This window comes from Agrobacterium sp. InxBP2 (assembly GCF_026191755.1).
Lineage (GTDB): Bacteria > Pseudomonadota > Alphaproteobacteria > Rhizobiales > Rhizobiaceae > Agrobacterium > Agrobacterium pusense.
Genome location: NZ_JAINDY010000030.1, coordinates 449,671 through 456,352 on the forward strand (window position 1 = coordinate 449,671; position 6,682 = coordinate 456,352).

Sequence of the window (6,682 nt, forward strand, 5' to 3'; positions counted from 1 at the left end):
CGTTTAACTTTCCGGGTTGAGGCGGATGGACACGGAGCGCGCATGCGCGTCCAGCCCCTCGGAACGGGCAAGGGTGATGGCTGCCGGCGCAAGCTGGCGCAGCTGCTCGGCACCAAGGCGCAGGATGGACGTGCGCTTGACGAAATCCAGCACCGAAAGGCCTGAGGAGAAACGGGCCGAGCGCGCTGTCGGCAGAACATGGTTGGAACCGCCCACATAATCGCCGATCACTTCGGGGGTATGACGCCCGACAAAAATCGCCCCGGCATTGCGGATGTGGGCCATTAGCGCATCCGGGTCATCGGTGGCAAGTTCCAGGTGTTCGGCGGCGATCCGATTGGCCAACGGAATGGCATCGGTGAGCTTTTCGACCAGAATGATCGCGCCGAAATCCGCCCAGCTCGCCGCTGCTGTTTCGGAACGCGAGAGACGCTTCAGCTGCCGCTCGACGGCTGCTCCCACCGCCTTGCCGAGCTCGGCATCATCGGTGATCAGGATGGATTGCGCACCACGATCATGCTCCGCCTGCGCCAGAAGATCGGCAGCAAGCCAGTCGGGGTCGTTATCCCTGTCGGCGATGACAAGCACTTCGGAAGGGCCGGCGATCATGTCGATGCCGACAGTGCCGAAGACCTGACGCTTGGCAGCCGCCACATAAGCATTGCCCGGGCCGACGATCTTGGCGACCGACGCGATGGTTTCAGTGCCATAAGCCAGTGCCGCCACGGCCTGCGCGCCACCGATGCGATAGATTTCCTCGACGCCCGCAATACGCGCGGCAGCCAGAACGGCCGGATTGACCGCGCCGCCATTCGCGGGCACGACCATGACGATGCGCTCCACACCGGCAACCTTGGCGGGCACGGCATTCATCAGCACTGAGCTTGGATAGCTGGCCGTGCCGCCTGGCACATAAAGGCCCACGGCCTCGATTGCGGTCCAGCGCGAGCCGAGGCCGACGCCGATATCGTCCTCGTAGATATCGTCCTTCGGCATCTGTCGCGCATGGTGTTTTTCGATACGCCGGGCTGCGAGTTCAAGCGCTTCGATCACGCTCGTGTCGACGGTGGCAATCGCCGCATCGATTTCATCAGTCGTTACCCGCATCGGCACCGCGGCAAAATCGATGCCGTCGAATTTCCGGGAATAATGGGCAAGGGCCGCATCGCCGCGATGTCGGACATCATTGATGATGTCGCGAACGGTCGCATTGACGTCTTCGGAAACTTCTCTCTTGGTTGTCAGGAAGGCAGCGAATTTCTGTTCGAAATCAGCCGATGCCTGCTCCAGCCAGATTGCCACGCCATTACCCTTTCATTGTCCCCACGGGGTGCACGACTTACCGCAGAACGATTGCGGCTCTGGTATGTGGCATAAATCGAAACGGGACGGAAAGGCAACCGTCCCGACAGTCCGGAAAGCTTATTCGCTGTCGGGATGATGCGGTTTGGTGGCGGTTTCCCACGCACCGCTCACATCAGTCAACTGCGCCTCGATGCATTCGACATCAAGCGCGATGGTGCCGCCGCCGGAAAGGGCCAGTTCCACAAGGCCATCCGGGCCTTCGCCATTCGGTGTGAAACGTATCGCCAGAAGCGAAAGAACCTGCTCCCTGTCGGCCAGGTTGATGGACTGCGAACGAACGGCGGAGACACGCTTCAGGAAAACAACTGTGCGGCAGCGTTCCGGCGGCAGGTGCTTTTTATCGGCGCTTTCCCAGACAAAACGGTTGGCGGAAAAGGTGAACTGGCCGTGTTTCGGCTCGAAGGCAACATCCTTCAGCTTGAAGACACTGTCCTGCATATGGGTCGAGATGACGGAGAGATCTTCAGTATCCAGCGCGAGCAATTTCAGGCCGCTCATCTTTTTCTTCCTTCTTGTGCGGTGCGGACCGCTATTTCCATGACTTACAATGGAAATAGGCAGTCCCGGCCCGCTGTGCAACGGGTAGAAAACGGATGAGCGGCGATGAATGGATCAATCGCTGACGCGCTCGACCAACGCGCCGCAGCGGGTGAGCTTTTCCTCGAGGCGTTCGAAGCCGCGGTCTAGATGATAGACGCGCGACACCATGGTCTCGCCCTCGGCCACGAGGCCGGCAATGACCAGCGACACGGAAGCGCGCAGATCGGTCGCCATCACAGGCGCACCCTTGAGGCGGGAAACGCCTTCGATGCGGGCCATCTGACCGGAAAGCGAAATCTTCGCACCGAGCCGGGCAAGCTCCTGCACATGCATGAAGCGGTTTTCGAAGATCGTTTCCGTAATGTGGGAAACGCCCTGGGAACGGGTCATCAGCGCCATGAACTGCGCCTGCAGGTCTGTCGGGAAGCCCGGGAACGGTTCAGTGACGACATCGACCGGCTGAATGCCATTGCCGTTGCGCACCACGCGCAGGCCGGTTTCCGTCTCGCTGATCGTGGCGCCTGCGAGCCGGAGCGTATCGAGTGCATTGTCGAGCAGCGATGCGCGCGTGCCTTCCAGCACCACATCACCGCCGGTCATCGCCACTGCCATGGCGTAGGTGCCGGTTTCAATACGGTCGGGCAAAACCCGGTGGCGCGCGCCGGAAAGCGAGGTGACGCCTTCGATGGTGATGGTGGAGGTGCCGGCGCCTTCGATCTTCGCGCCCATTGCGATCAGGCAGTGCGCCAGATCGACAACCTCGGGCTCGCGGGCGGCGTTGTGGATGACGGTTGTGCCGCGGGCAAGGCTTGCAGCCATCAGCATCACATGCGTCGCGCCAACCGAAACCTTGGGGAAGGTATAGACCGCGCCGATGAGGCCGCCCTTGGGGGCCGAGGCATTGATGTAGCCGCCATCGATCTCCATCGTCGCGCCGAGCGCCTGCAGGCCCTCGATGAACAGGTCAACGGGACGCGTGCCGATGGCGCAGCCGCCAGGCAGGGAGACGCGGGCGCGGCCCTCACGCGCCAGAAGCGGGCCGATGACCCAGAAGCTTGCACGCATCTTGGAGACCAGCTCGTACGGAGCGGTGGTATCGACAATGGTGCGGCAGGTGAAATGCACGGTACGGGAATAAGCTTCGCCCTGACTTTCGCGGCGGCCATTCACGGAAATATCCACGCCGTGATTGCCGAGGATACGGATCAGCTGCTCCACGTCAGCCAGATGCGGAACGTTTTCGAGCGTCAGCGTATCGCTGGTCAGCAGCGATGCGATCATCAGCGGCAAGGCGGCGTTTTTGGCGCCGGAGATGGGGATGATGCCGTTGAGCTTGTTGCCACCCGTAATTCTGATGCGATCCATGCGTCCCTACGGGCCTGTGCCCGCCTTTCTTTATCGTGCCTTGCGGAAAGGCGCGTCCTTAGACGAATTTCCGCGGCGTTTCAATTTTATGCTGTGAATTCTCTATGAGGATGATTCGTCCGTTTTTGCGGCAGGCAGGCCAATGGTGTCGTCTGCGTCGCCGGCACGGCGCGCGCGAACCTGTTGTTTGCGCTTCAAAAGATTTTCGCGAAGTTTCTTCGCGGCACGCGCCTTCCGTTCCGCTTCGCGCTGGCGCGCCTTTTCGCCGGGCCCCGCCTGCGGCTTGCCGCTGGCCGCCGTGTCGGATGCGCCCGTGGAAAAGTCCCCGCAGAACGCTGTCTTCACCTGTTTGTCGTGATGTTCGGTCATAGATTCAGCAATATCTGAAAAATGCTGTTTTCAACAGGGGGGGCGCTTTTTTGCGCCGCTTGATGAAGAATATCGTTTTGCGACTTGCGCTCGTCAAAAACCTGTGGCAATAGGCCGCCACGCTTGATGCTGAAGCGATCGCTTCGGCACCGGATGCTGCTATAGCTCAGGGGTAGAGCACTCCCTTGGTAAGGGAGAGGCCGAGAGTTCAAATCTCTCTAGCAGCACCATTTTACCTCGACAATTCAAGAAGTTGCGCGCTTACTCAAGCCCTACACCCTGCATGTTGCTCACCGCATTCCGGAGTGTTGCCGCTTCGTAAAAGCTTGGCAAACGGGAAAACCGCGCCCCTTGCGAAGCGCGGTTTCCACATCCGAATATTCTGTTGCTGCCAGAGCGGGACGAAACCGCCCGTAGCCAACGGGCGCCGCTTACTGACGGAATAGCGACAGGATATTTTCGGAACTGGTATTGGCGATGGAGAGCGACTGGATCGCCAGCTGCTGCTGCGTCTGGAGAGCCTTGAGCTTGGTGGATTCCTCGTTCATGTCCGCATCGACGAGGCGGCCGATGCCCTTGTCGATGGAGTCTGTCAGCTTGGAAACGAAGTCTTCCTGCAGATCGAGGCGCATCTTGATCGAGCCGAGATCGGCGCTTGCGCTGATGAGCGATTCCAGCTGGGTGTTGACGAACTGGATCATGTTATCGAGACCTTCGTTTTCGGTCAGCGGCTGTCCCTTTGAATTGGTCAGGCCGGCCAGGTCCTTCGTGATGTCGAGGTCGATCAGCGAGTAGTCGAGCTTCTGCGCCATCTGCGAATCCGCTGCGGCGGTTTCCAGATAAATATTGTTGCCGGACGTTCCGCCGGTGCCGATCGCGGTTACCGTGGTGCCGGCAGGTGTCGGCGCCGTGTTGTTGGCCTTCACGTAAAGCGCTTCGCCGGCGGCGTTTTCACCGATCTTGAAGTAGGTGCCGTTGTTTCGTGCAGTGGTGGCGGCAGCGACTGTAACGAGGCCGGTTGCCGGGTCTGCGGCGGAAACCGTGGTTGTCGTGCCCGAGGGGAAACCGAGAAGCTGCGCTTCGGTAAACACCTTTGCGGTATAGGGTGTGGTTGTGGGGACACCTGCGGGCGTCGTTGTCGTGATCTCGAAATCGCGAAGAGCGCCGGTATCGGAGTAATAGGCGGCGCTGTCGAGAATGCCGTTTTTCGTCGCGCCGGTGGTCGTATCGAAAAGCGCGGTCTTGTTGTCGACCTGGATGTTGATGGTCTTGACGGCGACATTGCCTGCACCGTCACGGATGAAGGAGCCGACGACCTGCTTGGTGATGGGCGTCAGATTGCCGGAGGCGTCGCTGATCTTGCCCTTCAGCCAGTTTTCACCGGAGAAGGAGGCGGATTCGCCAATGCTCTTCAACTGGTCCTGAAGCTGGCGGATTTCTTCCTGGATCTTGGCCTTGTCAACGCCTGCTTCGCGGGCGGCAACCAGCTTCTTGCTGATTTCCTTGACGACATCGACGGTGGTTTCCATGGCGGAATAGGCGGTATCAACCTTTGCGGCGCCGAGGCCGAGAGCGTCCTGTACGGCGGAGAGGGCGCCATTATCAGAACGCATGGTGGTCGCGATCGACCAGTAGGCGGCATTGTCGGATGCGGTCTTGACGCGCATGCCGGAGGAAACGCGCGACTGGGTTTCTTCCATGTTGCTGCCGATGGCGCGAAGAGTCTGGAGGGCGGCCATGGCCGCAACGTTGGTCAAAATGCTGGTCATAATGATTTGCCCCTTGATTGGCTGAAATGAAAAGGGACATTCCGGATTGCCGCCGGGAACGATCGAGCGGCTTGATGCCTGTTAACCTCTTTTTCGTCTTGGTTAACCAATCGTTTCGATGACCAGTTTTTAGGGCGCGAATGGTTAACAAAGCCTAAACCTGTATTAATAAAATTAGGAAATAATAATTTCTATTAACGATAACGAAAAACCGCGCCCTTTCGGGCGCGGTTCGCATTTGACGATCGGTGTCGGAATTAACGGAAGAGCGAGAGAATGCTCTGGGAGTCGTTGTTGGCGATCGACAGGGCCTGAACAGCGAGCTGCTGCTGGGTCTGAAGGGCCTTCAGCTTGGTGGATTCTTCGTTCATTTCCGCGTCGACGAGGCGGCCGATGCCCTTGTCGAGCGAGTCAGTCAGCTTGTTGACGAAGTGTTCCTGCAGTTCGATGCGCATCTTGACCGAGCCGAGGTCGGCGGCGGCGGATGTCATGCTCTGGAGCTGCTTGTCGACGAAGGAAACCATGGCGTCGAGCGCCTGCTCGGGCGTCAGGGTCACGGTGGCGGGGCCGACGAGATCCTTGGTGATGTCCAGCGAGGTCAGGGAGTAGGACAGTGACTTTGCGAGCTGACCGTTGGCATCCGTTCTCAGGTAGACGTTTTGGCCATCTTTCGTGGTGCCGATTGCGGAGGTGCCGAGCGCTTTCTGAGCGGTGTCGATGGCGGCGGTACCCGTCGAGGCAGTCGCTGCGGTGCCGTCGCCCATGACCTTGACATACTGATCGTCACCGATTTTCAGGTATGCGCCGTTCTCTGCGGCCGAAGCGTTGGCGACAACGACCAAGCCGGTAGTCGCATCCGCAATCGCAGTGACCGGGGTTGCAGCCGCGGCAGAGGTCAAGCCCTTAAGCTGTGCTTCGGTGAAAACGACGGCTGCCTTAACCGTGGTGGCCTTTGCGGCGCCGACGCCTGTCGTGATTTCGAAGTTCTTGTATGAACCCGTCGAGGAATAGACGGCGTAGGCATCGAGAATACCCTGCTTGTCTTTTGCCGCGCCGGACGAGGTGTCGAACAGAACCGTCTCGTTGCTCAATGCGACATTGATGGTCTTGACGGAAACGTTGCCGCTGTTATCGCGGATGAAGGAGCCGACGACCGCCTTGGTGATGTCGGAGAGGTTGCCCGTGCCATCGCTGATCTTGGCCTGCAGCCAGTTCTCACCGGAGAAGGAGGAGGAGCTGGAGATGGACTTCAGCTGGTCCTGCAGCTGGGAGAT

General features: G+C 59.6%; 6 protein-coding genes and 1 tRNA gene. 1 reads left to right on the forward strand and 6 read right to left on the reverse strand.

Features of this window, described 5'->3' with window-relative positions; all coding sequences use genetic code 11:
• Positions 1 to 3: 3 nt before the first annotated feature.
• The 4 genes from hisD to K7A42_RS17445 all read right to left on the reverse strand — a co-directional run bounded on the left by hisD (position 4) and on the right by K7A42_RS17445 (position 3,639).
• Complete coding sequence (gene hisD / locus K7A42_RS17430) at positions 4 to 1,302, reverse strand: histidinol dehydrogenase (RefSeq protein ID WP_282455618.1); 1,299 nt, start codon at positions 1,300 to 1,302, stop codon at positions 4 to 6.
• Positions 1,303 to 1,422: 120 nt separating this feature from the next.
• Complete coding sequence (locus K7A42_RS17435; protein WP_004439923.1) at positions 1,423 to 1,863, reverse strand: DUF2948 family protein; 441 nt, start codon at positions 1,861 to 1,863, stop codon at positions 1,423 to 1,425.
• Positions 1,864 to 1,977: 114 nt separating this feature from the next.
• Complete coding sequence (murA, locus tag K7A42_RS17440) at positions 1,978 to 3,270, reverse strand: UDP-N-acetylglucosamine 1-carboxyvinyltransferase (RefSeq protein WP_004439925.1); 1,293 nt, start codon at positions 3,268 to 3,270, stop codon at positions 1,978 to 1,980.
• A gap of 102 nt (positions 3,271 to 3,372) precedes the next feature.
• A complete protein-coding gene (locus K7A42_RS17445) occupies positions 3,373 to 3,639 on the reverse strand; it encodes a hypothetical protein (RefSeq protein WP_112555877.1) in 267 nt (88 codons plus the stop codon).
• Positions 3,640 to 3,794: 155 nt separating this feature from the next.
• Between K7A42_RS17445 and K7A42_RS17450 the strand changes: the two genes are divergently transcribed.
• Positions 3,795 to 3,869, forward strand: a tRNA-Thr gene (locus tag K7A42_RS17450).
• A gap of 201 nt (positions 3,870 to 4,070) precedes the next feature.
• Here the strand turns inward: K7A42_RS17450 and K7A42_RS17455 are convergent.
• Positions 4,071 to 5,408, reverse strand: coding sequence for a flagellin (locus K7A42_RS17455; RefSeq protein WP_006697684.1), 1,338 nt, complete (start codon positions 5,406 to 5,408; stop codon positions 4,071 to 4,073).
• Between the two features lie 257 nt (positions 5,409 to 5,665).
• On the reverse strand, positions 5,666 to 6,682 hold a 1,017-nt coding region (locus K7A42_RS17460; RefSeq protein ID WP_282455619.1), incomplete at its 5' end, for a flagellin.